The sequence below is a fragment of the Nocardia sp. NPDC004278 genome (assembly GCF_053602975.1).
The window spans coordinates 189,834-215,631 of sequence record NZ_JBSGEQ010000001.1 but is presented as its reverse complement, the minus strand read 5'-3'; the positions used below and the strand labels follow the sequence as shown (position 1 = coordinate 215,631).

Annotated in this window: 20 protein-coding genes; 8 read left to right on the top strand and 12 right to left on the bottom strand. The window is 66.2% G+C overall.

All coding sequences use genetic code 11. The features are described 5' to 3' along the window. The first annotated feature begins 9 nt into the window (after positions 1-9). On the top strand, positions 10-495 hold the full coding sequence (locus ACWEO2_RS00965) for a hypothetical protein (RefSeq protein WP_452403443.1): 486 nt from the start codon (positions 10-12) through the stop codon (positions 493-495). On the opposite strand, the gene ACWEO2_RS00960 is transcribed toward ACWEO2_RS00965, so the two are convergent. After that, positions 492-1,325 carry a tRNA (adenine-N1)-methyltransferase gene (locus ACWEO2_RS00960; protein ID WP_355178909.1) on the bottom strand — a complete coding sequence of 278 codons (834 nt, stop codon included), beginning with the start codon at positions 1,323-1,325 and terminating at the stop codon, positions 492-494. The two genes, ACWEO2_RS00965 and ACWEO2_RS00960, sit on opposite strands and share 4 nt — an antisense overlap. A 76-nt stretch (positions 1,326-1,401) precedes the next feature. Between ACWEO2_RS00960 and ACWEO2_RS00955 the strand changes: the two genes are divergently transcribed. After that, entirely contained in the window at positions 1,402-2,301 is a 900-nt protein-coding gene (locus tag ACWEO2_RS00955; RefSeq protein WP_452403442.1) for a RecB family exonuclease, read from the top strand. Positions 2,302-2,330: 29 nt separating this feature from the next. Here ACWEO2_RS00955 and ACWEO2_RS00950 read toward each other — a convergent pair whose 3' ends face one another. From ACWEO2_RS00950 to metH, 11 genes are all read right to left on the bottom strand, one after another. Next, positions 2,331-2,465: a hypothetical protein gene (locus ACWEO2_RS00950; RefSeq protein ID WP_452403441.1), complete on the bottom strand. Its 135-nt coding sequence runs from the start codon at positions 2,463-2,465 to the stop codon at positions 2,331-2,333. Positions 2,466-2,679: 214 nt separating this feature from the next. Further along, positions 2,680-3,912, bottom strand: coding sequence for a YeiH family protein (locus tag ACWEO2_RS00945; protein ID WP_452403440.1), 1,233 nt, complete (start codon positions 3,910-3,912; stop codon positions 2,680-2,682). Beyond that, the gene (locus ACWEO2_RS00940) at positions 3,912-4,046 is read right to left on the bottom strand and encodes a hypothetical protein (protein ID WP_452403439.1); all 135 of its coding nucleotides are present in this window, start codon (positions 4,044-4,046) and stop codon (positions 3,912-3,914) included. The genes ACWEO2_RS00945 and ACWEO2_RS00940 overlap by 1 nt, the downstream gene beginning before the upstream one ends. Positions 4,047-4,193: 147 nt before the next feature. Then, positions 4,194-5,045: an ATP phosphoribosyltransferase gene (gene hisG, locus ACWEO2_RS00935; RefSeq protein WP_452403438.1), complete on the bottom strand. Its 852-nt coding sequence runs from the start codon at positions 5,043-5,045 to the stop codon at positions 4,194-4,196. Between the two features lie 43 nt (positions 5,046-5,088). After that, complete coding sequence (locus ACWEO2_RS00930) at positions 5,089-5,370, bottom strand: phosphoribosyl-ATP diphosphatase (protein ID WP_354960458.1); 282 nt, start codon at positions 5,368-5,370, stop codon at positions 5,089-5,091. Positions 5,371-5,458: 88 nt separating this feature from the next. Continuing rightward, positions 5,459-7,270 (bottom strand): choline/carnitine O-acyltransferase, encoded by a 1,812-nt coding sequence (locus ACWEO2_RS00925; RefSeq protein WP_452403437.1) that lies wholly within the window; start codon positions 7,268-7,270, stop codon positions 5,459-5,461. Then, complete coding sequence (locus tag ACWEO2_RS00920) at positions 7,267-8,103, bottom strand: class I SAM-dependent methyltransferase (RefSeq protein ID WP_452403436.1); 837 nt, start codon at positions 8,101-8,103, stop codon at positions 7,267-7,269. Before ACWEO2_RS00920 ends, ACWEO2_RS00925 begins: the two co-directional genes overlap by 4 nt. A gap of 10 nt (positions 8,104-8,113) precedes the next feature. Continuing rightward, positions 8,114-8,977: a HalD/BesD family halogenase gene (locus ACWEO2_RS00915; RefSeq protein WP_452403435.1), complete on the bottom strand. Its 864-nt coding sequence runs from the start codon at positions 8,975-8,977 to the stop codon at positions 8,114-8,116. 205 nt (positions 8,978-9,182) lie between these two features. Then, a complete protein-coding gene (locus tag ACWEO2_RS00910) occupies positions 9,183-9,854 on the bottom strand; it encodes an HAD family hydrolase (RefSeq protein WP_452403434.1) in 672 nt (223 codons plus the stop codon). 20 nt (positions 9,855-9,874) lie between these two features. Beyond that, complete coding sequence (locus tag ACWEO2_RS00905) at positions 9,875-11,614, bottom strand: protein kinase domain-containing protein (protein WP_452403433.1); 1,740 nt, start codon at positions 11,612-11,614, stop codon at positions 9,875-9,877. Positions 11,615-12,086: 472 nt separating this feature from the next. Then, positions 12,087-15,683 (bottom strand): methionine synthase, encoded by a 3,597-nt coding sequence (gene metH, locus ACWEO2_RS00900; protein ID WP_452403432.1) that lies wholly within the window; start codon positions 15,681-15,683, stop codon positions 12,087-12,089. A gap of 145 nt (positions 15,684-15,828) precedes the next feature. On the opposite strand from metH, the gene ACWEO2_RS00895 reads away from it, so the two are divergent. From ACWEO2_RS00895 to ACWEO2_RS00870, 6 genes are all read left to right on the top strand, one after another. Further along, positions 15,829-16,722 carry a PAC2 family protein gene (locus ACWEO2_RS00895; protein WP_354960801.1) on the top strand — a complete coding sequence of 298 codons (894 nt, stop codon included), beginning with the start codon at positions 15,829-15,831 and terminating at the stop codon, positions 16,720-16,722. A 99-nt stretch (positions 16,723-16,821) separates the two neighbouring features. Then, complete coding sequence (locus tag ACWEO2_RS00890) at positions 16,822-19,425, top strand: AMP-binding protein (protein ID WP_452403431.1); 2,604 nt, start codon at positions 16,822-16,824, stop codon at positions 19,423-19,425. Between the two features lie 532 nt (positions 19,426-19,957). Beyond that, on the top strand, positions 19,958-21,097 hold the full coding sequence (locus ACWEO2_RS00885; protein WP_354960803.1) for an XRE family transcriptional regulator: 1,140 nt from the start codon (positions 19,958-19,960) through the stop codon (positions 21,095-21,097). Positions 21,098-21,166: 69 nt separating this feature from the next. Further along, on the top strand, positions 21,167-25,108 hold the full coding sequence (locus tag ACWEO2_RS00880) for a CHAT domain-containing protein (RefSeq protein WP_452403430.1): 3,942 nt from the start codon (positions 21,167-21,169) through the stop codon (positions 25,106-25,108). A 61-nt stretch (positions 25,109-25,169) separates the two neighbouring features. Next, positions 25,170-25,382: a hypothetical protein gene (locus ACWEO2_RS00875; RefSeq protein WP_354960805.1), complete on the top strand. Its 213-nt coding sequence runs from the start codon at positions 25,170-25,172 to the stop codon at positions 25,380-25,382. After that, positions 25,372-25,695 (top strand): type II toxin-antitoxin system PemK/MazF family toxin, encoded by a 324-nt coding sequence (locus tag ACWEO2_RS00870; RefSeq protein ID WP_354960806.1) that lies wholly within the window; start codon positions 25,372-25,374, stop codon positions 25,693-25,695. The genes ACWEO2_RS00875 and ACWEO2_RS00870 overlap by 11 nt, the downstream gene beginning before the upstream one ends. Positions 25,696-25,798 lie beyond the last annotated feature (103 nt).

Sequence of the window (25,798 nt, the reverse complement as noted above, 5' to 3'; positions counted from 1 at the left end):
ACACTTCGCATGTCCATGGTTATCGCCGCGGCGGCAATGGCCACTACCGTCGGCCTCACCGCCTGCGGCTCCGACGATAAGTCCGATGTCAAGGCCAGCGCTACCTCTTTGGCCGCCGCGACGACCAGCACCGCGGGCCACGGCAGTGCCGCCGCGCCCACCGCCGAAGCGCTCACCGCCGTCCTGGACGCCCTTTCCGACCCGGCCAAATCCACCTCCGAGAAGGCCGAGCTCATCGTCGGCGGCGAGAAGCGCACCGCCAATATCGACCAGATGAACCGGGCGCTCGGCGGCTACGGCAAGCTCACCTACGCGGTCGCCGATATCACCAGCAGCGGCAACACCGCGACCGCCCAGGTGACCATCACTTCACCGCACGGCACCGCCCCCGCCATGCCAATGACCTGGGAATATGTCGACGGCACCTGGAAGCTGTCGGATGCCAGCGGCTGCCTGATGCTCGGCTTCGCCCAGGCCCCCTGCGTTCCGGCCTAACCCTTCGACGGGCGGCGCTGCGGCTTCGGGGTGACCGTGCCCTCGGCCAGCCGCCGCGCGCTGACCAGGAAGGCGGTGTGGCCCTGCATCCGGTGTTCGGGCCGCACCGCAAGTCCGACCACATGCCAGCCGCGCACCATCGACTCCCAGGATCGCGGCTCGGTCCAGCACTCCTGCTCGCGCAGCGCCTCGACCACTTTCGACAATTGTGTGACAGTCGCCACATAGACCACCAGCACGCCGCCCGGGACCAGTGCCTTGGACACCGCGGGCAGCGCATCCCATGGCGCGAGCATGTCCAGGACCACCCGATCGACCGGCGGGCCGTCGTAGTCGGCGACATCGGCCACGGTGATCGACCAGTTGTCCGGACGCTCGCCGAAAAAGGTCTCGACATTGCGGATCGCGTGCTCGGCGTGATCCTCGCGGATCTCGTAGGAGACCACCTCGCCCTGCGGGCCGACCGCGCGCAGCAGCGAGCACGTCAGCGCACCGGAACCCGCACCGGCCTCCAGCACCCGCGCGCCCGGGAACATATCGCCCTCGTGCACGATCTGCGCGGCGTCCTTGGGGTAGATGACCGCCGCACCGCGCGGCATCGACAGCACGTAATCGATCAGCAACGGGCGCAAGGCCAAATACGGCGTGCCATTGGTGGACTGCACGACACTGCCCTCATCGGCGCCGATGAGATTGTCGTGCTTGATACCGCCGCGATGCGTGTGGAACTCCTTACCGGGCTCCAGCACCACGGTGTAGAGGCGCCCCTTGGCATCGGTCAGCTGTACCCGGTCCCCGATGGTGAATGGCCCGGTCCGTCTGGCCGTCATGTATCTCCGTTCGCTGGTCGGTGCGGTCTAGCCGTACGGCACCGGCGTGTCGGTGCCGCCGGATAGCCTGCCAGGTATGCATTCGCCGGTATCCACGCCCCCTGCCGACACCGCGCGGGAGCCTGCGCACGATCGCCAGCGCCCGGCGCTGTCTCCTTCTCGGGCAATGGATTTCAAGCAGTGCCCACTGAAGTACCGGTTCCGTGCGATCGATCGGATTCCGGAACCGCCGACGCGGATCGCGGTGCGGGGCACGGTGGTGCACGCGGTACTGGAGGATCTGTACGGACTGCCCGCCGCGGATCGACTGCCCGCACGCGCCGCCGCCCTCGCCGAACCCGCCTGGGCCCGGGTGCTGGCCGACCGGCCCGAGATCGCCGAGTTGGTCGCGCAGGACGGTTTGGCCGAATTTCTCGACGAGGTCCGCACCCTCGTCGAGGCGTACTACCGGCTGGAGGATCCGACCCGGTTCGATCCGGAGTCGTGTGAGTCGCGGGTGGAGGTCGAACTCGACGACGGTGTGCTGTTGCGTGGGTTCGTCGATCGGATCGATGTCGCGCCGACCGGCGAGCTGCGTGTGGTGGACTACAAGACCGGCCGCGCGCCCGGACTCGCCCAGGAGACCAAGGCGCTGTTCCAGCTGAAGTTCTACGCATTGGTGGTGCTGCGCACCCGTGGCATCCTGCCCACCCAACTGCGGCTGATCTACCTGGCCGACGAGCAGATCCTCACCTACGCCCCCGACGAGGATGAACTACTGCGCTTCGAACGCACGCTCTCGGCGCTGTGGCAGGCCATTCTGACGGCAGGCCGCACCGGTGACTTCCAGCCGAGCACCAGCTGGCTGTGCGGCTTCTGCAGCTACCAGAATCTGTGCCCCGAATTCGGTGGCACCCCACCGGCCTATCCGGGCTGGCCGGATGGTGGCACCGGGGAGTCGCCGGATGAAACCTTCGCCGACTCTGTCGCCGATTGAGCGGAATCGCGCTCAGCTGGTGAACAGATTCAGATTGTGAAGCCGTGCGAACCGAGTACGGCGATCACGCCGATCAGGACGAGTACCCCGACCACATCACCGATCACAATGAGCGCATTGCGAATCCGCCACCACGAGCCGACCTGCTCGATACTCGGTTTCACCGCGTCCTCCCCTGTGCTTCGTTCCCGAACGATCCGCCCGTCCGAGGTGTTCCATTGTTTGTTTCGCCTAACACGTCCCAAGTGTTGACGGCGAATCATTAAGTTTTCGTGAGATCGACCCCGAACTAAATGCACACCGCGCATCAAGGCACGCCACAGCGATGCTCGCCGGGGCGACCGGCGAGCATCGGAACGACGGGTTACCGCCGCGGATCTACCCGGTGAAGTTGTGGAACAACAGCACCGACAGACCCAGTCCGACAGCCAGATTCACCACGGCCGCGGAGCCGAAGACCACCACCGGGCGCCAGCCCGCCTCCCGCAGCCCGCGCACGGAGAATTCCAGGCCGATAGAGACGAAGGCGAAGATCAGAAACCAGGTGCGCAGATCGTTGACGATCGCGATATGCGCCGCACCGGACTTCTTATCGGCCGACTGCAGGTACAGGGTGCCGATCACGGAGGCCGCGACGAAGCCCAGCACGAACTTCGGGAATCGTTCCCAGAATTGGCGCGCCGAGGGCCGGGCCGCGCCGGAGGTGCGTTCGACCCGGAGCGTAAAGTAGGCGGTCAGCGCGATCGCGACAATGCCGATCAGCGCGTTCTGCGTGGTCTTGACGATGGTGGCGATCTGCAGCGCCTTCTCTCCCGCGATCGCACCCGAGGCCGCGACGGCCGCGGTGGTATCGATATTGCCGCCGATCCAGGCACCGGCGACCGCGTCGGAGAGGCCGAAAACATCTGCAAGCCAGGGCAATACGAAGATCGACGGCAGCGCGAAGATGATCACCAGCGACGCCGCGTACGCGATCTGTTCGCGCTTGGCCTGCACCGCGCCCGCAGCCGCGATGGCGGCGCTGACACCGCAGATCGAGACGGCCGAGGCCAGCAGGGCACGCAGCTTATCGTCGAGGCCCAGGCGGCCACCCAGCCACCAGGTGAAGCCGAAGACCGTGGTGATCAGCAGCAGTGCCTGCACGATCGACGGTCCGGCGGCGGTGATCAGAATCCTCAGATTGATCGATGCGCCGAGCAGTACGACACCGGTCTTGATGAAGAATTCGGTGCGGAAACCGGCCGAAAGGCGTTCCCGCAGATCGAGTTTCGCAAGAACAACATTTCCGATCAGACCGATGGCGATGGCATAGACCGGAAATTCGATCGACTTGGCCACCCGCTCGAGCGGAGTGTCGACCGCCCAGCGCGGCACGTGGGTGTCGAAGTAGCGGGTCAGTGCGCCGAGCAGGATGACCACCGCGATCCCGGCCGCGATCTCTGCCCCTGCTGGGCGCGAAATCGCTTGTAGTGCAGAGGTTTCAGAATGGATGGGGGCTTGCTCTGCGGCCACCGCGCTCGACTCGGCGGGGTCCGGCTCCGGTGCTGCGTTGTCGGGCTCGGCGGCAATGCTTGCGGCGTCGCTCTCGGTCTCGGCTTCGGTCTCCGACATCACGGCACCAGCCAATCCGGGATCGCGCCGATCAGGACCAGGGCAATGAGGACCAGGCCGACGATTGCCGCCAGCCAGTCCTCATTCCACGCGAATGTGCTGCCCGAACGTTCGCCGGGAGGTGTCTGTGACACGGTGGTACTCCTTGCATTTCCTCATCGAGGCCGCAACGTACCAATCGACCGCAGGTCAGCGCACCGGTTGCAATCGCGGTGAATCGATCACTCGCATATAAGGACTCGGCCCCGCCGGACCGACGGGGCCGAGTCGCTCGAAACGTGTCAGAAGGCGCGGCAGGACCGAATATCGAAGGCCAGGATCGCCTTCGCGCCGAGTTCGGCGAGCCGGTCCATCACCTCATTGCCCTGTTTGCGCGGCACCATCGCGCGAATGGCGACCCAGCCCGGATCGGCGAGCGGGGATACCGTCGGCGATTCGAGGCCGGGCGTGATCTTGACCGCCTCGTCCAGCAGCTCCTTCGGGCAGTCGTAGTCCAGCATGATGTACTGCTGGCCGAAGACGACGCCCTGGATGCGCGCGATGAGCTGGTTGCGGGCCCGTTCCTGCTGGTCCGAATCGGCGCGCTCGATGAGGACACCCTCCGAATCGCACAGCGTCTCGCCGAAGGCGACAAGGTTGTGCTGGCGCAGGGTGCGGCCCGACCCGACCACATCGGCGATGGCATCGGCCACCCCGAGCTGGATGGAGATCTCGACGGCACCGTCGAGGCGGATCACCTCGGCCTCGATACCCCGCCGCTGCAGGTCGCCGAGCACCAGATTCGGGTAGGAGGTGGCGATGCGCTTGTCGTAGAGATCCTCGACCTTCCATTCGCGCCCGGCCGGGGCGGCGTAGCGGAAGCTGGAGCGGCCGAAGCCGAGTGCGAGCCGTTCCTGTACCGGTGCACCGGAATCCAGCGCCAGATCGCGGCCGGTAATGCCGAGATCGAGCTCACCGGAGCCGACGTAGATGGCGATGTCCTTGGGCCGCAGGAAGAAGAATTCGACCTGGTTGGCCGGATCGAGGACGGTCAGATCGCGGGCATCGGTGCGCCTGCGGTAACCGGCCTCGGCCAGGATCGATGTGGCCGATTCGGAGAGTGCGCCTTTATTGGGGACTGCGACGCGCAGCATGGTTGAGTCCTTTCGGGAAGAAAAACTACGGATCGACGCGCCGTCACAGATGTCGGTACACGTCTTCCAGCTTCAGCCCGCGGCCCACCATCAGCACCTGGACCCAGTAGAGCAGTTGCGAGATCTCTTCGGCGAGCGCTTCGTCGCCCTCGTGCTCGGCGGCCAGCCAGATCTCCCCGGCCTCCTCGAGCACCTTCTTACCCTGGAAATGCACGCCCGCGTCCAATGCCGCCACGGTCCCGGACCCCTCGGGGCGGGTGACCGCACGATCTTGCAGCTCGGCGAACAGGGTTTCGAAGTTCTTCACGATGAGCCATTGTTTCAGACCCGGGTGCGGGGCCGTTGCTCCGGCCCATAACGCAGGACATCCCCGTCGCCCGGCGCATCGGGAGACGGGGATGCGGTCGGCGGGGTCAGGCTCCGGCGAGCAGGGCCCGCAGGTCGGCGACGGCGGTGCGCAGGTGGTCCGCAAAGGCGTACATCTCGTTGGCGACCGCCTTCGGCGTGGCCAGGTAGAGGTTCCACCGGTCCGGAAGCAGCACGTAGGCGATGCCGATGCATTTCGGACTGGTCGAGCCGAAGCCGAAGTATCGAATGTTGACCGACGGTGCGGAACTGGTGCTCAGGTAGTCGTCGCGCATGATCGTCCAGCCGGGGCTGGTGTACAGCGGGATCGGTTCGGTGACGCCGAGTTCGGCCCCGCGGCGCCGCTGGATCCACTCCAGCTCCCACAGATGCTGTTCGGGCGCGTCACCGGCCTGGCACTGTTTGGCGCGGTCGACGTGCGCGCTCGCGGCGCTCAGCGCGGCGCGCAGCCGATCGGCGGCGGCGGCCGCCGGATCCTGCATCGTGTCGACGAAGGCCACCATCTCCGGTGTCACCACGCGCATGGCCTCGGTGCGGCCGTTGCGGTACTGCCGGGTGGCGATGGATTCGTAGGTGGCCCCGGTCAGCCCCTTGCTGCGCCGGTGCGCCAGTTGATAACTCAGCTGGGCAAAGGCGTCCGGTGAGATGCCGAGCTGCTTGGCCTGCGTCGTCCCGAAATCGAAAGATACTGTCGCGGTGGCATTCTCGGACGCGTAGTGGGCGAATGCCGCGCCCGCCGCGGCGATATCGGTACGCAGGGCCGCATCGAGGACGAATTCGATCGGCTCCACCGCGGGCAATCCCTGCGCCTTCGCCCCGGACCGGGTGGCATGTTCGACGGCCGGGGTCTGCAACAGGGTGTCCACGAAGGACAGGATGGTGGTGCCGTCGAGTCCGCAGTGCTCGACATTGATGCCCGCCTGCCCGTCCCCGAAGACGATGAACGATACCGACTTGTCGAACCAGCGGTTGGCGCTGTCACCGTGCAGCAGCTCGTCACAGGCCTGCAGTTCGTCGCGCGGGGCAAAGTCCTCCAGACACAGACAGAACAGTGCCGTCTCAATGGTGTCCAGCGCGGCCAGGTTGGCCGGTTCGGCGCGCAATACCTTTCTGCTGGCGGCCCATTCGGCCCGCGTCTTGGTGGTCAGATGTCCGACGGCGGTATCGGTGCGGGCCGAGCGCGCACCGGCCTTGAGCAGCGCGCGCAGCCCGTCGGCGAGATCGTCGAGCGAATACGGCGCACCATCCGGACCGATCACATCCATCCGGAACGAGGTGCCGTGGAAGAACACCACGATGTGCCGGGCATCCGAGGGGCCGGGCCATTCGGCGCTGTAGGGCACCCGCACGGAATCCTGTATCTCTCCCGGAATCCGGGTCTCGGAGAACAGGTATTTGTTCTGCCACATCGACAGCTGCTGGCCGCGCTGGGTTACCGGCGCGATCGCCTCGACATCGAGCGCCAACTTGTAGTCGACCGCGGCCGCGATGATTCCGGCCGCGCGCTCCACCTGCGATGCGCCGGTGGAGCTGGCCAGTGGGGTGTCATCGCGGAAGAGGAAGAAGAAGTTGGCGTTGAGCGCGATGCGATCGCGACGGCCCAGGTAGCGGGATGGCCAGAACAGATCCAGCCAGCTGCCGACGCCGGGGGTGGCATCGTATTCGGCCAGTGCCGCATGCAGCGTCCGGCCGGGTCCGTCGGCGCGTAGCAGGTCGGCTACCGCGGCCTCGGTGGTGGCGAATTCATCGGCGGTGAGCAGTGGAGCACACCACTGCAGCAACCGCTCGCAGCTGTCCTCCAGCGTCGGCAGGGGCACCCGGGGCAGGTGGTCGTCGGCGGCGAAGGTGCGTTCGGTCAATGCGAGTCCTCGGGGTCGGCGTATTTCGGGAGCGGTCGCGAGATGTACAGGTTGGCGAGCAGCCAGCCTGTGCTTTCCTGGCCATCGGTGTCGATACCGCTGGCGGCCAAGGTATTCAGCACTTGGGTGCGTTCACTGTCGGAGGCGAATCTACGTTGTTCGAACACCCCGGGGGCTCGCTCGGTGCGGTAGCCGAGCGCGGCCAGTTCCGCGGCGATCGGCTCGAAACTGAACATGCGTAATACGAAGTGTGCCATCCACGGCCGCCGACGCGGGTGCGCGAGTGCGACACGCGCCAGCGTCTTCTCGGTGACATATCCGACACAACCGGTCGAGATAACGATATCCGCGGCCGCCAGCGTACGGCGTTGCTCGTCGGTCGGTTCGGCGGCCTCCAGATCGGCGTGCACCGTATCGTGCAGGAATCCGGCGGCGTGCGCGTAGGACAGTGCGGGGCGGGCGGCATCCATGCCGATGAAGCGGACGCCGGGGAGTTGGTCGCGGGCATCGAGGCGGGCGCGGTCGCGGGCGATGAGCGCGGCCTGGTCGGCATCCTCGGCCGTGCGGTAATGGTCGGCCAGATCGCTGATGGTGGTGTCGAAGCGCAGCAGGGCCGCGTTTACGCCATAGGAGCAACCGATGTCGAGCACGGTCGGGGCGTCCACGCGCGCGGACGCGCGATACTCCCGAATCTGTTGCTGGAAGAACGGTTTCGCCAGTTCCGGTATGCGGTAATCCAATTCGGACATCCGGGCGTAGTACTCGCGCGGATCGGGACGGTCGTAGATGTCGTCGAAGGAAGCTTTCCCGGTCGTGTGCAACGGCACTGGCATGTCGTCCCTCTCAGTCGAGCAACCGATCGCCACGGACGGCGTCGGCCGCGGCGGCTAGGTGATCGGGCAGTACCCGCCCGAACAGCTGGCGGGTGCGTTCCACGGTGCCGATGACACCGGGCCGATCGGTGTAGGCGAAGATCGCCGAATGCCGTGCCGCGCCGCCCTCGACCGGTGAAACGCGGTGCAGGGAGAAGCGGCCCTGGAACAGTTGCAGGTCGCCGGGTCGCAGCTCGAGGCGCCGGACCAGTTGCGCACCGAATCCGGTGAGCACGTCACGCACATCATCGAACTGCTCGGCGTGGGGTGAACGGATATTCGGACAGTATTCGAAGACGCCACCGGTCTCGGCGGGCTGGGTCAACATGCTGACCGTAAATTCGTTGGTGTCGAAATGCCAGGGATGCGACATGCCCGGCGCCACCACATTCAGACACAGTCCGGCCAGCGGATCGGCGAATTCGTGCAGTTCGGCCAGCCTGAAACAGTCCGCGACGAAGCGTTGGAACAGCCCGCTGATGTAGAGCCGGTGAATCAGCGCGTCGACCGGAATGCGGTCGCGCGGGACGAACGCATTGCCGCGTTCGAGCACGATGCGCCCCGGATGGTCGTCCGGCAGTTCGGTATCCAGCGGAATGTTGTAGGCGTTGACCCGCTCGACCTGATAGTGCGCATCCGGGGCCATCGCCTCACCCTCGGCGCGCAGGGTCTCGATCAGCTCCGGGCGGATGAACTCGCGCAGCACCGTACAGCCGCCGTCGGCGAGTTCGGCGCGGGCCTGCGCCACGGCCGCTCGCCATGCTTCGCCGTTCGGATCCGCCAGCGGATACCGTGCCGTATCGACGATCTCGTCCAGGACACTCGTCGCTGCCATGGCGTAAATTTTGATGCAGCGGCCGACGACACGCCCGGGATTCGACAAAGTTGCCGGTGACTACAGTCACACCTACCAGCAGCGCGCACTTGCGTTGCGGCACAGTAACTCTCGCTATGCCGAGGCCGGGAGTGCCGGCGCACGATCAGCGGGCCCGAGCGATCATGGACGGTCCCGATGCGGCTCGATCGGCCAGGCGCGCGGCTCAACCTCGAACGCGCAGAGCGTCTTCCAAATCGTCGATGGTCAACCCTACCAACGAATCACGGAATACCCGCCCCGGCGCGTCCGAAACCGCTATCTCACACGGGATCACGATCACCGCACAGCCCGCCGCGGCAGCCGCGGCCGCGCCGGTCGGCGAATCCTCCAGTGCCACACAGTCTCGCGGGTGCACGCCGAGGAGTTCGGCGGCGCGCAGATAGATCTGGGGCGCGGGCTTGCCGTGCTCGACCTCGTCACCGCAGACCGATACGTCGAAGAAGTCACGGCCGAGGGTATCCAGCCCGAATTCGGTAAGCGACCGCTTGGTATTGGTGACCAAGGCGGTCGCCAGCCCGGCGGTGCGCACCATTGACAGCGCATCCTTCGCACCGGGACGCCACGGGATCGGGCCCGCCATCAACTCGGTCACCCGCCGCTCGATGAATTCGCCCGCGCCGCGCACCGTCTCCGGTGTCGGGTCGATGCCGAGGCCGTCGAAGATCAGCCGCAGCGCGTTCGGTCCCGATGCGCCGATCAGCGCATGCCGCAATTCATCGCTCATCTCGTGGCCGTGCGCCTGTGCCAGCTCCCGCACCGCGATATCCCACAGCTTCTCCGAATCGAGCAGTGTGCCGTCCATATCCCACAGCACACCGGCAAGTCGCGCCGTCACCCGATTCGTCTCCTCAACCTCTACAAACCCGACGCGGCGATCAGCAACCGCCCATTATCCGACGAGACCTGGATCCACCGGTTCTCCGATGTGGTCGAGCCGTTCTTCAGGCTATAGGTAAGCGAAACCACCGCCCGATTCTCCCCGTTCGGTGTGACGCCGCCCACACTCACCGAGCGGACGGTGGACCAGAACTGCGAATAGGAGCCGAAGCCGCCGGTCTGGCCCTGGTAGGCGGGCGTGAGCTGGGACCACGCGCCCTGCACATTGCCGGGCAGCATCCCGTAATAGCCGGAGATGAATTGGGAGATCCGGTCCGCGGTGGCCGGGCCGAACGGGGTGGTGCTGACGGTCGTCGGCGACACGGTGGTCGACGGCTTGACCGACGAGGTCGGCGTCGGCTGAGCCGTCGTGCTCGGCTGGGAGTTCGACGCCGCGGTGGTCGCCGGTGCCTGCTCCGGCTGACCCGGTTCGATCGCGATCGGCGACTGCGGGCCATTCTCCGGATTGTTCACCGCGGGCGCTGAGGTCGAGGAGCCGCCCGCCGTACCGCCCTGATCGTCGTTCTTCAGCGACGACGTGATCACCACGACCAGTACGAGCACCGCGACCGCCGCGGCGACCGCCACCGCGATCAGCCTGCCGCGACTCTGCTCCGCGCCGCCGCCACCGCCGGGCACAGTGCCCCCGGACCTCGGCGGTGCGGGCGGCGGTGCGACGGTGACCGCCGGTGCGGCGGGTCCGGACGGTGTTGCGGCGACCGCCTCCCTTGCCGCGGCCGCCTGGCCAGCGCCAGGCTTGTTCAGCACTGTCGTCGCGCCCACGTCGGCATCGTTCGTCGCGGCGCCCGGCGCTGGCATAACCTTCGTCGCTGCTGGCGCGCTCGCCAATGTCGGGGCGCGGCCCGCCGCAACGGCTTCGAGCGCCTCCTTCGCCTCGCGCATATCAGGCCTGGCATCGATCGAGGCGGACAGCAATCGCATCAGCACCGGACCGAGTTCCCCGGCGTGCCGCGGCGGCGGCACCTGCGCCCGCGCCGCTGCGTGCAGCACCGCGAGCGCGTTATCCCCATCGCCGAAGGGTGGACTGCCCTCGACCGCCGCGTACAGCGTGGAGCCGAGTGCGAAAACATCCGAGGCCGGTTCCGGATCCTCGCCGCGCGCCACCTCCGGCGCGAGGTAGGCCGGTGTGCCCGCCAGGAATCCGGTCGCGGTGACCGTCACATCGCCGACGGCGCGGGAGATGCCGAAGTCGGTGATCTTCACCGTGCCGTCATCGCCGACCAGCAGATTCGCCGGTTTCACGTCCCGATGCACAATGCCCGCCGCATGCGCCGCGGCCAGCGCGCCAGCGGCCTGGGCACCGATGCGCGCCACCTCGGTCGGCGCCAGTGTGCGCCTGCCCGACAGCTTCGCGGCCAGGCTCGGCGCGTCCATGTACTCCATGACCAGCCAGGGCTGGCCGTCCTCCTCGGCGACATCGAAGACGGTGATCGCATTGGGATGGTGCAGTCGCGCGGCGATGCGGCCCTCGCGCATGGCGCGCAGTTTGGCCTCCATCGCCTGTGTCCGGGACAGCCCCGGCCCGAGTAGCAACTGCTTCACCGCGACCGTGCGGCGCAGCCGAACGTCGGTGGCCCGCCACACGACACCCATGGCACCAGTGCCGATCGGATCCGTCAGCCGATACCGTCCAGCGATCAACCGGTCCGCCGTCATGGTGTTGAGCCCCTCCTGCTTGCCCGCCGAGTCATCTCGCACTCCGCGCGTAAGCGGAAATCCTCGAAAATGCTACGCGCCGAAGTACATTGCACCCGAATTGCAGCAGGACGTTCGCATCCGCCGACTGCCCCGGATGCAGTACCAACAGTTCCGACTTTGTCATACCCAACCGACATCCATCCACCGCCACGCGCACCCGAAGTCGATACCCCAGGTCAGGCGGGTGCGGCCGTCGGGACACGCCCGCGCGTCGCGGGCCCTCGTGTCGCGTCGCGCGCCCTTTCCACCGCAATTGATCTGGCATATCACGAGGTAATCAAGGCCCTGAACGCATCGAGCGAACGCAGTCCGATGCGGCGAGAATCACACCGTCGCGTCCGGTCGGATAACGAATTCGGATCGGAAACAGGCCGATCGGCGTTGCCCGACCGCGCCCCGCGGCGTCGACGGCGATCAACCGGGCCCGCGGACCCGGGTATCCGAGCCGAGCGTGCCGGTCCGACCGAATCCGTCAGGCGTTGAAGTACTTCGCCTCCGGATGCAATAGGACAAACGCGTCCGTCGACTGCTCCGGGTGCAGCTGCAGCTCTTCGGAGAGCACCACGCCGATGCGATCGGCCGCCAGCAGGTCCACCAGCTTCGCGCGGTCTTCCAGGTCCGGGCAGGCGCCGTAGCCGAAGGAGTAGCGGGCGCCGCGGTAGCCGAGCTTGAAGTACTCCAGCACATCCGACGGATCGGAGTCGGCCACCGAATGTCCTTCCAGCACCAGCTCCTCGCGGATGCGGCGATGCCAGTATTCGGCGAGCGCCTCGGTGAGCTGGACACCGATGCCGTGCACCTCGAGGTAGTCGCGGTAGTTGTCGGCCGCGAAGAGCTCATTGGCGAAGTCGGCGATCGGCTGCCCCATGGTGACCAGCTGGAACGGCAGCACATCGACCTGACCGGTTTCGCGGGCGTGATCGCGCGAGCGGATGAAGTCGGCGATGCACAGGAAGCGGTCACGCTGCTGACGCGGGAAGGTGAACCGATACCGCTGCGGCGCATCCGGATGCGGCTCCGTCAGCACGATCACGTCGTCACCCTCGGAGACCGCGGGGAAATATCCGTACACCAGCGCCGCGTGCTGCAACACGTTCTCGGTGGACAGCCGGTCCAGCCAGTAGCGCAAGCGGGGCCGTCCCTCGGTCTCCACCAGCTCCTCGTAGCTCGGCCCCTCGCCGCCACGCTGGCCGCGCAGACCCCATTGGCCCAGGAACAGCGCGCGTTCATCGAGCAGTCCCGAATACTCGTGCAGCGAAACGCCTTTCACCACCCGGGTGCCCCAGAACGGCGGCACCGCGACCGGCAGATCGGCGGCCACATCCGAGCGCGCCGGCACCTCGACCGGCACCTCGACCGCTTTGCGCTGTTCAGCGATCCGCTTGGAGCGCTCATGGCGCGCCTTGCGCTCGGCCGCCTTCTCACGGTCGGCGATCGCCTCCGGACTGTCCGGATCAATTCCGCCGCCGCGCTTGCGCGTCATGATGTCGTCCATCAACCGCAGGCCCTCGAAGGCGTCGCGGGCATAGTGCACATCGCCCTGGTAGACCTCGGTGAGGTCGTTCTCGACATATGCGCGGGTCAGCGCGGCACCGCCGAGCAGCACTGGGAACTGGTCGGCGACGCCCTTGGCGTTGAGCTCCTCCAGGTTCTCCTTCATCACCACGGTCGACTTCACCAGCAGACCGGACATGCCGATCACATCGGCCTTCTTGTCGACGGCGGCGTCGAGAATGGTCGCGATCGGCTGTTTGATGCCGAGGTTGACGACCTCATAGCCGTTGTTCGAGAGGATGATGTCGACCAGATTCTTGCCGATATCGTGCACATCGCCCTTGACGGTGGCCAGCACGATGCGGCCCTTACCGCTGTCGTCGGTGACCTCCATATGCGGCTCCAGGTAGGCGACCGCGGCCTTCATCACCTCGGCCGACTGCAGGACGAACGGCAGCTGCATCTGGCCGGAACCGAATAGTTCGCCGACCGTCTTCATGCCCGACAGCAGTGTCTCGTTGATGATCTGCAGCGGCGGGACTTCGGTCATGGCGGCATCGAGATCGGCCTCCATACCGGCCTTCTCACCATCGACGATCCGCCGCTCCAGCCGCTCGAACAGCGGCAGCGCGGCCAGTTCCTCCGCGCGCGAGGCGCGCGACGATGAGGCCGACACACCCTCGAACAGCGACATGAGCTTCTGCAGCGGGTCGTAGTCCGCACTGCGGCGGTCATAGACCAGATCCAGCGCCGTCTCGCGCTGCTCCTCCGGAATGCGCGCGATCGGCAGGATCTTGGAGGCGTGCACGATCGCGGAATCCAGCCCGGCCTGGACGCACTCGTGCATGAACACCGAGTTCAGCACCTGGCGCGCGGCCGGATTGAGGCCGAAGGAGATATTGGACAGGCCGAGGGTGGTCTGCACCTCCGGATGTTTCTGCTTGAGCAGTCGAATGGCCTCGATGGTCTCGATGCCGTCGCGCCGCGACTCCTCCTGACCGGTGCCGAGGGTGAAGGTCAGCGCATCGATAATGATGTCGCTTTCGCGCAGACCCCAGTTGCCGGTGATATCGGCGATCAGCCGTTCGGCGATCTCCACCTTCTTCTCGGCGGTGCGGGCCTGTCCCTCCTCATCGATGGTCAGCGCGACCACCGCGGCGCCGTGTTCGGCAACCAGCTGCATCGTCTGCTGGAATCGGGATTCGGGGCCGTCGCCGTCCTCGTAGTTCACCGAGTTGACCGCGCAGCGACCACCCAGATGCTCCAGACCGGCCTGCAGGACCGGGGTTTCGGTGGAGTCGAGCATGATCGGCAGGGTCGAGGCCGTGGCAAGTCGCGCCGCCAGCGCCGACATATCCTTGGCGCCATCGCGTCCGACGTAGTCGACGCACAGGTCGAGCATGTGCGCGCCATCGCGGGTCTGGTCCTTGGCGATATCGAGGCACTTCTGCCAGTCCTCGGCCAGCATGGCCTCGCGGAATGCCTTGGAGCCATTGGCATTCGTGCGCTCACCGATCATCAGGATCGAGGCGTCCTGTTCGAACGGCACCGCGGTGTACATGCTCGATACGCTCGGCTCGTGCACCGGTTCGCGGCGCGCGTCCAGCGGCGGCAGCGTCGGCTCCACCTCGCGCACCGCCGCGGTCACCTGGCGAATGTGCTCCGGCGTCGTACCGCAGCAGCCGCCGACCAGGGCGAGTCCGAATTCGGAGACGAAGCCGCGCAGCGCGATGGCGAGCTCTTCGGGGGTCAGCGGATATTCCGCACCGTTCGCGCCGAGCACCGGCAGACCGGCATTCGGCATGACCGAAACCGGAACCGTCGCATGCCGGGACAGATGGCGCAGATGTTCGCTCATCTCATCCGGCCCGGTGGCGCAGTTCAACCCGATCATATCGATGCCGAGCGGCTCGAGCGCGGTGAGCGCCGCGCCGATCTCACTGCCGACCAGCATGGTTCCGGTGGTCTCCACGGTGACGTGGGTGATGATCGGAATCCGTCGCCCCAGCTTGGCCATCGCGCGCTGACTGCCGGTGACCGCGGCCTTGACCTGGAGCAGGTCCTGGCAGGTTTCGATGAGAATGGCATCGGCGCCCGCATCGAGCATGCCCAGCGCGGCCTCGGTGTAGGCATCGCGCAGGGCGGTGTAGGGGGCATGACCCAGCGTCGGCAATTTGGTGCCCGGCCCCATCGAGCCGAGCACATAGCGCGGGGTGCCGTCGGCACTGGGGCCCATCTCGTCGGCGATCTCCCGGGCCAGCCGGGTGCCGCGTTCGGACAGATCGCGGATCCGGTCGGCGATATCGTAGTCCGCGAGGTTCGGCAGATTGCAGCCGAAGGTATTGGTCTCGACCGCGTCCGCACCGGCCTCGAAGTAGGCGCGATGAATGCTGCGCAGCACGTCCGGGCGGGTGTCGTTGAGGATTTCGTTGCAGCCCTCCAGGCCGCGGAAGTCGTCCAACGTCAGGTCGGCGGCCTGCAACATCGTGCCCATCGCACCGTCGCCGATGACGACACGCCGACGGAGCGTGTCGAGAAGCGTGGTATCGAACGCGGCGGAGCTGGACGCAGACATGTGATCAAGCGTAGTGGGCCGGTAGGACATGCCGAACCACCGTGGCGGTGTCGGAGACCACACCTGCCCAGACAGATGAACACCCGGTGCCGCGCCGACCGCGCAAATTCAACGCGACGTGCTCACACGCCGTAGGCTGACCGAGGTGAACTCCAGTGAACCTCCGGTATCACCCGAGCCGGAACTGCCGACATTGCGGGACCCTGTGCTGGTCGCCGCCTTCGAAGGCTGGAACGACGCGGGTGATGCGGCAAGCGGTGCCGTCGAGCATCTGGAATTGATCTGGGATGCCGAGCCGCTGGCCGAACTCGACTCCGAGGACTACTACGACTACCAGGTCAACCGGCCGACGGTGCGTCAGGTCGACGGTGTGACCAGGGAAATCCAGTGGCCCTCCACCATGCTCTCGGTCTGCTCGCCGCCCGGCAGCGACCGCGATGTGGTGCTGCTGCGCGGTATCGAACCCAATATGCGCTGGCGCAGCTTCTGCGGGGATCTGCTCGAGTTCATCGAACAGCTGGGTGTGCAGACCGTCGTCATCCTCGGCGCACTGCTCGCCGATACCCCGCATACCCGCCCCGTCCCGGTCACTGGATCGGCCTATAGCAAGGAAGCCGCCGAGCGGTTCAGCCTGGAGCAGACCCGCTACGAGGGACCGACCGGTATCACCGGTGTCCTGCAGGACCAGTGCGTGAAGGCGGGCGTGCCCGCCGTCTCGTTCTGGGCGGCCGTACCGCACTATGTCTCACAGCCGCCGAATCCGAAGGCGACCATTGCGCTGCTGCACCGCGTCGAGGATGTGCTCGATATCGAGGTTCCACTCGGCGAACTGCCCAAACAGGCCGAGGACTGGGAGACCGCCGTCAATGAGATGACGGTGGGCGATGACGAGATCAGCGAGTACGTGCGCTCGCTGGAGGAACGCGGCGACGCGGCCGTGGACCTGAACGATGCGATGGCCAAGATCGATGGCGACGCGATTGCGGCCGAATTCGAAAAGTACCTGCGTAGGCGGGGTCCGGGCAGCTTCGGACTGTAATCGGTTCGGGCCGTTGCGATTCGACTTCGGACAATTCACCGAAAGTTCGCCAGGGGGCCACTCGTAGGTATGGAAAGGCTTACCATCTAGACTTCTCCGGTGACTATTCACCGGATCGTCGCGCACCTTCGCACTTTCGACGACCGGATCGCCGTCCTCTGCTCTCGATCTCCATCGGCGGCCGTCACAGCAGCGGAATCGGTGCCAGATGGTTTGGAGCGGATCACCTATGCGCAGCTGGCGGCACTTGTCGAGGAGTACGCACGGCAGCTCGGAGCGAACCGGCGGCTCGTCGCGCTCAGGGCGCGCAATGATATCGACTCCCTCGTCGCGTATCTGGGCGCGCTGAGCGCGGGCTGCGTCGTCCTGCTCACCGCGGAGATGACCAGCGAATTGCTGGCCACCTACGATCCCGATGTCGTGATCGATGGCGACGTCGAGATCCGGCGCGAGACCTCGACGCACCGCCTGCATCCGGATCTCGCGCTGCTGCTGAGCACTTCCGGCTCGACCGGCTCGCCGAAGCTGGTGCGCCTGTCCGGCGCCAACCTGCTGTCGAATGCGCAGGCCATCGCCGAATATCTGGGCATCGACCCCGATGATCGCGCCGCGACCACACTTCCGATGTTCTATTGCTACGGATTGTCGGTCGTGCACAGCCATCTGCTGCGCGGCGCGAGCCTGCTGCTCACCGACCGATCGGTCCTCGACGACCAGTTCTGGGACGACGTCCGCGATCACCGGGTGAGCTCGTTCGCGACCGTGCCGTACACCATCGATCTGCTCGACCGCATCGGCTTCGACCGCATGCGGCTGCCCGATCTGCGCTATATCACCCAGGCCGGTGGCTGCCTCGCACCCGAGCGGGTGCGCGCGTACGCGCGGCTCGGCGCGCGCGCCGGATGGGACTTCGTGGTGATGTACGGCCAAACCGAGGCCACCGCGCGGATGGCCTATCTGCCACCGGAATTGGCCGGAAAACATCCGGACTGTATCGGTGTGCCGATTCCCGGCGGCCGGTTCACCCTGGAGCCGGTGCCGGACAGCGAGCACGAGGAGCTGGTCTATCACGGCCCCAACGTGATGATGGGCTATGCCTGCTGCCCGCGCGATCTTGCCCGCGGCCATACGGTCGAATCCCTGCGCACCGGTGATCTGGCGCGGCGCACACCCGAGGGTATGTATCAGGTGGTCGGCAGGCGCAGCCGCTTCGCCAAGATCTTCGGACTGCGCATCGACCTGCAGCGGCTCGAATCCGGTTTGGCCGCCGCCGGTTTCACCGCCTGTTGCACAGATAGCGGCGACCAGTTGGTTGTCGCCGTCGAGAGTCCGGCGGAATCGGTTGCGGCGGTGGCCGCCGAACTGTCCGGTCTGCCCGCCGCGGCCATCCGCACCTGCGCCGTCGCGCAGATACCGCGCTTACCCAATGGCAAGCCCGACTATTCGGCGATCCGGCAACTGCGTACATCCGAACCCGATCTGCCGATACGCGACATCCGCGCGCTCTACGCCATCGCCCTCGGCGTCGACCCCGCCCTGATCCGCCCCGACAGTACCTTCGTCGACCTCGGCGGCAACTCACTGACCTACATCACCACCGCGACCCGCCTCGAGCGGGCCCTGGGCCGACTGCCCGCGAACTGGCCGGATCGCACCGTCGCCGAACTCGAGCGGGTGCCACACGGCCACACCGCATTCGGCCGCTCGGTCGACACACCGACGCTGCTGCGCGCCGCCGGGATCGTCCTCATCGCGGGTTCGCATATCGGGATGTTCGTACTCTGGGGCGCGGCGCATATCCTGCTCGGCGTCGCCGGATTCAACTTCGCCCGCTTCGCCGTCACCATGACCCCGCGTGCCGAACGACTGCGCAACGCGCTGCACACGGTGGCGCTCATCGCGATCCCGACCGCCGCCTGGGTGGCGCTCACGCTGCTGTTCACCGATTATTACCGCTGGCAGAACGTGTTGCTGCTCAATAAGATTCTCGGCCCACGCGACAGCCCTACCGCAGGGCACCTGTGGTTCATCGAGGTGCTGGTGCTGTTCATGGTGGTGGCCGCGCTCCTGGTGCGCGTGCCGTTCATCGATGCCCTCGCGCGCCGCGAGCCGTTCTGGTTCGCCATGGGGCTGGTGGCCATCACCATGGTGTTCCGGATCTGGTCGTTCGGGCTCTATCCGGTCAAGGATGTGCCGTTTTCGCCGCTGGCCTGCTGGTTCTTCGCCCTTGGCTGGGCGGCTGCGAAGGCTACCGCAATCTGGCAGCGGCTGCTGGTGAGCGCCGTGCTACTGATCTCGGTGCCAGGCTATTTCGGCGTTCCCGATCGGGAGCGGCTCGTCATGGCCGGACTGCTGCTGCTGATCTGGCTGCCCGCGGTACGGGTGCCTGCCCTGGTGGCCGGGGTGGCCGCGCTGCTCGCCGACAGTTCGCTATTCGTCTATCTGCTGCACTGGCAGGTCTATCCGCTGTTCGGGCAACACCATGTCGCAGCGCTGCTCGCATCACTCGGGGCCGGTGTGGTCGCGACGTGGTTGGTGACGAATCTGCGCCGCAGGTCAGTCCTCGTCAAGAGCTTGTTCGCGAAGGGCCCCTTCTCGAACAGCGCAGCTCTCGATGGTCCACACCTGGGCCGCCGCGTCCTGGGCCAGCTTCGCGAGCAGAATGTCTCGCGGAATCGTCTGGCCGGCAAAGTGATCGAGTGACGGAACCACGACGTGGTGCGCGTCAGCCCGCTTGAGCTCCTGGGTCAGCTCGGCGAATGCCGTACCGTCACCGGAGGTCGATTCGTGGAATGTTGCGGCGAAGCACAGTCCTTCTTCACGGGCGAGGCTGCTCATCGCATCCTCGAGTTCTGCACCGTGGCCATCGGCCAGATCGTCACGCAAGTATCCATAGATCAACGCTTCCACCCGAACCTCCATTGGATTGGGATCTCTCGCTGTTCTCTTCTGTGGATCTCCCCCGTCACCGACGGGTACTGCGCACGTGCAAGAGCAGATGTTCTTACATATGGGACTTGGCAAACCCTCCGCGCCCATATCCAGCATGTAGGACGCAAAACTGCGAGTGCAGGTGTCAACCCAGTGACATCTGTGTGCCCTATCCGGGCCACTGAGCGTTAACTGGTGCGATACTACAGATGTGGCCGCTGGAGACGATCGACCCGTCTGGGCTGTGCGAATGCGCTCCGAACGCGATGCGCGGGGGTGGTCACAAGCCGACGCCGTCCGTGTGATGCGCGCGAAGTCTTCGCACAACCTGCCGACGGACAGTACCCTGCTTCGGAATTGGCGGCGTTGGGAGTCGGGTGAGTCGAGACCGGATGATTTCTATGCTCCGATCATCGCCGCCGCATTTGATACGGTCACGGCCGCGTTCTTTCCGAAGAACCGCCCGAACCGCGATGACGAATTGCTTTCGGCCACTGGTATGGACACGCTCGAGTTCATCGGCCGACTGCGGATGTCCGATGTCTCCTCCGCCACACTGGATGCCATCCGGATCACCGCCGAGCGGCTGTGTTGTGAGTACCCGTACGCCGATCCACACGATCTGCACGCCGAGGGCACGTCCTGGCTGCGCCGCATTACCTCACTGCTCGACGGCCGCCTGACTTTGTTGCAGCATCGGGAAATTCTCGTACTGGCCGGTTGGGTTGCGCTGCTGGTCGGTTGCGTGGATTACGATCTCGGCCGCCGTACCACCGCCGAGGCCACTCGGCGGGCGGCCCATTCGCTCGGCCAGGAGGCCGAGCACGCCGAAATCGTCGGCTGGAGTGCGGAAATGGCTGCTTGGTTCGCCCTGACCCAGGGCAACTACCGCGGCGCGATCGAGGCGGTCGACCCGGCGCTGCCGACCAGCGGCAAACTCGGTGTCGGTGTCCAGTTGGCCGCACAACGTGCGAAGGCCTGGGCCCGACTGGGAAATCGGCACGAGGTCGAGGCATCGCTGAATCAGGGTCGAGCTATTCTCGAGCGACTCGACCATCCGACCAATCTGGACAACCACTTCGTGGTCGATCCGCAGAAGTTCGACTTCTATGCCATGGACTGCTGCCGGGTCGCGGGCGAGGACACGCTCGCGGAATCCTATGCGCGCGAGGTTATCCGGAACTCGACCAGAGCCGACGGGACGGTACGCAATCCGATGCGGGTGTCCGAGGCGCATCTGACCCTCGCGGTGGTCGCCGTGCGCGCCCGCGATCTGGAGTTGGCGGTGCACGAGGGCATGCGGGCCTTCTCCGGGAAGCGCCGGTCGCTGCCGTCGCTGATGTGGATCGCAGGCGAGGCCGCGCGCGAGATCATCGAACGGTTTCCCGGCGATCCGCGCGCCCTGGTGTATCTGGACCAGTTGCGTGCGCTGTCGCCCGGGTGATCATTTGCTCATAGGCATCTGTTGTTGATTCGCGGTAGTTTTGGCTCATCGCTTGTCTGAGGGAGGGCGATGAATCGAGTTCGCGTCATTGTGCGTCGCGATGCGGACGAATCCCTGCGGACCACGGTGCTGGAGGCGGATGCGCCGATCGCGGACCGGGTCGCGCCGCTACCCGAACAGGTGGCGTTCGCATGGGATGTGGTCGGTGGTCAGCCCGAAACCGTGCGCAGGACGGTCTTCCAGATCGGTACGGCGCTGCGTGACGCGATGTTCGAACCGCGCACGACCTGGTATCTCACCCGGCTCGTCGACGGATCCGATACCGAGGTGGTATTCGATGTCGACGACGAGACGATGCTGTTGCCGTACGAGATGCTGATACTCGCCGACGACCTGCCGTTGGCCATGCGGCCGAATGTGGCCGTCTCGCGCCGGTATTCCGGTGCCGGGCAACCCGCCCCCGTTCTCGCGCCGGGACCGATGAAGATCCTCGCCGCGGTGGCCGCGCCGACCGAAACTCGCACGGCGAATCTCGCATTGGATGTCGAGGCGGAGATGCAGGCGATCCTCGACGCGGTATCGCAGGTGCCGACCGAGGGGGGCGGCGGTGTGCGTATTCTGGAAGTCGCCTCGCTGCAGCAGATCACCACGGCGCTGCGGGCCGAGGAATTCCATGTGCTGCATCTGAGTGCGCACGGATCGGCGACAGTGCTGGAGCTCGAGGATGAGGACGGCGATCCGGATGTGGTCGACGCCGCCGATCTCATTGCCGCACTGCGGGCATCGGGGCGGGCGCTGCCGTTGGTGGTGCTGTCGAGTTGCGGCGGCGTCGATGGGGGGCCCGCCGGATTGGCGCGCACCTTGATCGGTGGGGGTGTCGAACGGGTGCTCGTCATGCAGACGCGGGTATCCGATCGGTATGCCACACAATTGGCGAAGTCGCTCTACGCCGCGCTTTCCGGCGGATCGGTCGCCTTCGCGCTGAGTCGGGCGCGCTATGCCCTCGAACAGGAGCGGCTCGCCGATGCGGCGGACATTCCGCCCGAGTGGTTCGTGCCGACGCTGCTCACCGGGGTGGCGGACCGGCCGCTGTGGGATCGCAACGCGCCGCCGCGGCCGCTCGGTCGGCGCACCCAGGCGCCGAGCGGTGCGACGGTGCGCGAGTTACCGGTCGGATATCTCATCGGCCGCCGAGGACCGGTTCGCGATATCGTGCGGCTGCTCGACACCGCTGATAGCGGACCCGGCGCGGTGATTACCGGGATGGGCGGACTCGGGAAGACGGCGGTGGCCGGACGAGTTGCCGCGCGCATGCGCGAACGGGGCTGGCATATCGCCGAACATGTGGGGAAATGGAATCCGACGGCGCTGTGCGCCGCGGTGCGCGCGGCCATTCAGGACGATCCGGCATTGCATCCGGTGGCCGACGATCTGGCCCGTGATGGTGACGGACAGGTGCTCGAGCATATACATCGGCTATTGGCGGGGAGCCGATTGCTATTGCTGTTCGACGATTTCGAGCAGAACCTGACCCGGCCGGACGGTGCGGCATTCCTCGATCCTGGTTTCGCCGAACAGTTCTCGCAGTTGTGCCGGGTCGCGTCGACGGGACGGCTGTTGGTCACCTGCCGGTATCCGATTCCCGGTGGCCTCACCGAGGTCGGACTGACGCCATTGAGCCCGGCGGAGTTACAGCGAATGTTCCTGCGGCTCCCCCAGATCAGCGGTCTCGGACTGAGTGAGCGTCGCCTCGTCGCGCGCACCATCGGCGGTCATCCGCGGCTCATCGAATTTGTCGATGCGCTATTGCGCGGTGGGGACGGCACATTGCGACCGGTCGGTGAGAAGTTGCGCCGCTTGGCCGATGAGCATTCCGTCGATCTCGGTCCGGACCGGTCGCTGGCCGAAAGTCTGGATACCGCGGTGGTACTCGGCTCCCGCGATATTCTCGTGGACGCGCTGGTGGATCTGCTCGATGCGGCCGAACGCGAACTACTGCTGCAGATTTCGCTATCGCGGACGCCACTGCGGGATCTGGATATCTATCACGCCCGCTTCGGTCCCGACGCGACGCGTACTCAGCGCCGTACCGTCATGGCGGCCATCGAAACTCTCCTGAGGTTGACACTACTGACCACCGATGACGACCGATATGTCGTGCACCCGTGGGTCGCCCAGGCACTCGACACCCATCAAGGCCCCGAACGCATCCGCCGCCACAGCCGAGCCTATGCGATGCGACTGGCCCGAATCTCTGCTGGCTTCCGGGATTTCGACGATTACAGCGAGGCATGCCGACATCTGCTCGCCGCGGGCCGGTACGTGGAGCTCACCGAACTCGCCATCCCCTGCTGCCGCGAGTTGGATCAACTGCAGATCGCGGCGTTGCTCGGCGAGATCATGCCCACCCTGCCGGATGACACTCCCGGCTATCCGGAGCTCGGCGACCGCGAGGTGCGGGCTTTGCGCCGAACCGGAAACCTCGGTGCCGCAACCAATCGCCAAACTGTTCTGGTCGGTGTGCTGCGAGCCCGAGTCCAGTCCTCCCAGGGCAGTGCGGAATCTCGACGCGCACTCGCCCTCGGTCTGGACACCCTCGGTGAACTCGCCATGCTGGCAGGAGATCTCGGCACGGCCCGCGAGCACTACAGCCGGTCCCTGCGCACCGCACGGCATCTCACCAGCACCGACCCGCACAACGACGATATGCAACAGGTCCTCAGCCGCGCACTGGAGAGCCTCGGCGATATCGCCGTGCGCAGCGGCGATCTCACCGCCGCGCTGGCCCACCACACCGAGGCACTGGCCATCCGACGCAGCGTCGCCGATAGCGACCCCGCCAGTAGCGAACTGCGCCGCGATCTCGCCAACGCCTGCCTGCGACTCGGCGACCTGGCGGTACTGACCGCCGATCTCGACGGCGCACAGCACCTCTACACCGAATCGCTCACCCTGCACGGTGATCTCACCGACTCGGGTCCCGATGCCGCCGAATCCCGTCGCGGCGTGGCCATTGCACACGGCAAACTCGGCGACCTGGCCATGCGCGCGGGCCACGGCGATACCGCCAGCCGCCACTATCTGGAAAAGCTCCTCATCAGCAACGAACTGTCCCGGGCCGATCCCGGCGACACCGAAATCGCCCGCGATGTCGCCATTGCCATGCAGCAGATCGGCGACGCCGCACTGCTGTTCGAAACCCCCGAGGAAGCGGTCACCTTCTTCACCGAGTCGCTGGCCATCCATCGCGAACTCGCGGAAAAAGATCCGGGCAATGCCGAATACCAGCGCGACCTCGCCATCGCCCTCAACCGCTGCGGCGACGTCGCCCTACAACTGGGCGAACTGCACACCGCCCGCACCCACTACACCCGATCCCTGGCCATCCATCGCAAATTCGCCGATGACGATCCCGCCAACGCCCGAAATCAACGCGACCTCAGCATCTCGCACGATAAGCTCGGCGACCTGGCCATGCGCACCGCCGACTATCTGTCGGCCGACCACCACTACACCCAATCCCTCACCCTGGCACAACAACTCGCGGCGGCCGACCCGACCAATACCGAAAAACAACGTGACCTGAGCATCTCCCACCATCAGCTCGCCAAGGTCGCCGCCGCCACCGGCGCCTACACCCTCGCCTTCCGGCACAACACCGCGGCCCTGACCCTCGCCCGTCGCCTCGCCATGGCCGACCCGGAAAATCTACAGCTGCACCGCGATGTCGGCCTGATCCTGTCCGCCATCGGCGACGCCGCCGAACGCGAGAACGACTACGACTCCGCCATCGAGGTCTACCGCGAGGCCCTCTCGATCGCCAAGGATCTCCTCGAAACCGACCCCGCCAGCCCCCGCGCCCTGCGCGATATGGAGTTCGCCATGACCAACCTGGATCGAGTCCTCGACATGGTCGAGCCGAACCGGGCCGCCGGCACCGGCATCGACGCCCTCATCGAACAGGGCAAGACCTTGCTCCGGCGACTCCTGCCTCCGCCTCAGCAGCCATGATTCCGCAGGTAGCCGCAGTCTCTGCAGCACCGTGTGCCGCATCCGCTGTAACGTCGGGTGTATGGCGGTGCGCATGAACATCTCGATGGATGACGATCTCGCTGCCCGGCTGCGGGCGGCCTCGAACGATAAGTTGAGCGACTACATCGCCAAGGCCGTGCGCCGGCAGCTGCTCGAGGATGAACTCAGGACGCTGCCCGATAGCACCGGGACCGAATGGACGAACGACGCCGAACAGACCGCGGAGCACGTATTGTTCGGCCGTGCCAGCTGAACCCACCCGACTAGGCCAGATCTGGAATCTCGTCAGCCATATCTCCGGACGTCGCGCAACCGTGGTGATCGTGGACTCCGATGTGGTGATCCGCCAGCGTCCCATGCTGGTCGCGGCACCGGTGCGGGAGGCTCGCGAAGTACCGTCGCGCCATCAATTGCTCACCGTCGCAATGCCGGAGAGCTCACAGGTGATCGCGTTGTACGACATCGCGATCGTTGCGAAGGACAGCCTCACCGAGCAGGTCGGTGAGCTCGCACCGGAAGTGCTCGAACAGGTCAAGATCGGGCTGCGGGCTCGATTCGACCTGTGAGCGGCCGAGTGGCGAACCGCAGCAAACCGGACACAGCCACGCCGAATGGGGGTCGGTCGTAACGGCCGCGATCGACCCGCTACTACCCTGTTCCCGGTGACCG

Bases quoted from the DNA above. Each gene is read 5' to 3' on its own strand.
- ACWEO2_RS00945 (WP_452403440.1), bottom strand. From the start codon at position 3,912: ATGTCGGAGACCGAAGCCGAGACCGAGAGCGACGCCGCAAGCATTGCC.
- hisG (WP_452403438.1), bottom strand. From the start codon at position 5,045: ATGCTGCGCGTCGCAGTCCCCAATAAAGGCGCACTCTCCGAATCGGCC.
- metH (WP_452403432.1), bottom strand. From the start codon at position 15,683: ATGTCTGCGTCCAGCTCCGCCGCGTTCGATACCACGCTTCTCGACACG.
- ACWEO2_RS00960 (WP_355178909.1), bottom strand. From the start codon at position 1,325: ATGACGGCCAGACGGACCGGGCCATTCACCATCGGGGACCGGGTACAG.
- ACWEO2_RS00920 (WP_452403436.1), bottom strand. From the start codon at position 8,103: ATGCCAGTGCCGTTGCACACGACCGGGAAAGCTTCCTTCGACGACATC.
- ACWEO2_RS00955 (WP_452403442.1), top strand. From the start codon at position 1,402: ATGCATTCGCCGGTATCCACGCCCCCTGCCGACACCGCGCGGGAGCCT.
- ACWEO2_RS00965 (WP_452403443.1), top strand. From the start codon at position 10: ATGTCCATGGTTATCGCCGCGGCGGCAATGGCCACTACCGTCGGCCTC.
- ACWEO2_RS00875 (WP_354960805.1), top strand. From the start codon at position 25,170: ATGGCGGTGCGCATGAACATCTCGATGGATGACGATCTCGCTGCCCGG.
- ACWEO2_RS00880 (WP_452403430.1), top strand. From the start codon at position 21,167: ATGAATCGAGTTCGCGTCATTGTGCGTCGCGATGCGGACGAATCCCTG.
- ACWEO2_RS00915 (WP_452403435.1), bottom strand. From the start codon at position 8,977: ATGGCAGCGACGAGTGTCCTGGACGAGATCGTCGATACGGCACGGTAT.
- ACWEO2_RS00885 (WP_354960803.1), top strand. From the start codon at position 19,958: ATGCGCGCGAAGTCTTCGCACAACCTGCCGACGGACAGTACCCTGCTT.